Source organism: Azospirillum sp. RU38E (genome assembly GCF_900188385.1).
In the GTDB taxonomy this organism is placed as follows: domain Bacteria; phylum Pseudomonadota; class Alphaproteobacteria; order Azospirillales; family Azospirillaceae; genus Niveispirillum.
This window is the reverse complement of sequence record NZ_FZOI01000061.1, coordinates 1-1747: the sequence shown is the minus strand read 5'-3', so window position 1 is coordinate 1747 and position 1747 is coordinate 1. Positions and strand designations below refer to the sequence as shown.

At 65.2% G+C, this 1747-nt stretch carries 1 protein-coding gene; it reads left to right on the top strand.

All coding sequences use genetic code 11. From position 1 onward, the window contains the following. A partial coding sequence (locus CHB97_RS25650; RefSeq protein ID WP_200820140.1) for an autotransporter-associated beta strand repeat-containing protein occupies positions 1-1747 on the top strand: 1747 nt, incomplete at both ends.

Here is a 1747-nt window from a genome sequence, read left to right as displayed (position 1 = left end):
CGGCGAGCACCATCCGCGCAGATGCCGATGCCACCCTGTCGGGGGTTATCAGCGGCACGGGCGCGCTGACCAAGACCGGTACAGGCAGCCTGACCCTGTCGGGCAGCAACACCGGCACGGGCGGGATGACGGTTTCGGCCGGCACCCTGGCCGTGGCAGCAGATAGCAATCTGCTGGGCGGTACGCTGACGCTGAATGGCGGTACGCTCTCCGTCACCGGGTCAACGACCATCGACAATGCGCTCAGCCTGGGCAGCGATGGCGGCACAGTCAGCCATGCCAATGCCCTGACCCTGTCGGGCGTGATCAGCGGTGCCGGCAACCTCACCAAGACCGGCACCGGCACGCTGACCCTGTCGGGCAGCAACAGCTATGGCGGCAGCACCACCGTGCGGGATGGTGCCCTGTCGGTTGGGGCGGATGCCAATCTGGGGACGGGGGCGCTGACGCTGAATGGCGGTACCCTGACCGTCACGGGCAGCGACGTCACCATCGACAATGCCATTACCCTGGACGTCAATCACGGCACAGTCAGCCATGCCAATGCCCTGACCCTGTCGGGCGTGATCTCCGGCGATGGCAATCTTACCAAGACCGGCAGCGGTACCCTGACCCTGTCGGGCAACAACAGCTATGGCGGCAGCACCACCGTGCGGGATGGTGCCCTGTCGGTTGGGGCGGATGCCAATCTGGGAACGGGGGCACTGACGCTGAATGGCGGTACCCTGACCGTCACGGGCAGCGGCGTCACGATCGACAATGCCATTACCCTGGACGTCAATCACGGCACAGTCAGCCATGCCAATGCCCTGACCCTGTCGGGCGTGATCTCCGGCGATGGCAACCTCACCAAGACCGGCACCGGCACGCTGACCTTGTCGGGTACCAACAGCTATAGCGGCAGCACCACCGTGCGGGATGGTGCCCTGTCGGTTGGGGCGGATGCCAATCTGGGGACGGGGGCGCTGACGCTGAATGGCGGTACGCTGACCGTCACGGGCAGCGACGTCACCATCGACAATGCCATTACCCTGGACGTCAATCACGGCACAGTCAGCAATGATAATGCCCTGACCCTGTCGGGCGTGATCAGCGGTGCTGGCAACCTGACCAAGACCGGCACCGGTACCCTGACCCTGTCGGGCAGCAACAGCTATGGCGGCAGCACCACCGTGCGGGATGGTGCCCTGTCGGTTGCGGCGGATGCCAATCTGGGGACGGGGGCGCTGACGCTGGATGGCGGTACGCTGACCGTCACGGGCAGCGACGTCACCATCGACAATGCCATTACCCTGGACGTCAATCACGGCACAGTCAGCAATGATAATGGCCTGACCCTGTCGGGGGTGATCTCCGGCAACGGCAATCTGACCAAGACGGGCACCGGTACCCTGACCCTGTCGGGCAGCAACAGCTATGGCGGCAGCACCACCGTGCGGGATGGTGCCCTGTCGGTTGCGGCGGATGCCAATCTGGGGACGGGGGCGCTGACGTTGAATGGCGGCACGCTGACCGTCACGGGCAGCGACGTCACGATCGACAATGCCATTACCCTGGACGTCAATCACGGCACAGTCAGCCATGCCAATGCCCTGACCCTGTCGGGCGTAATCTCCGGCGATGGCAACCTGACCAAGACCGGCACCGGCACGCTGACCCTGTCGGGCAGCAACAGCTATGGCGGCAGCACCACCGTGCGGGATGGTGCCCTGTCGGTTGGGGCGGATGCCAATCTGGGGACGGGGGC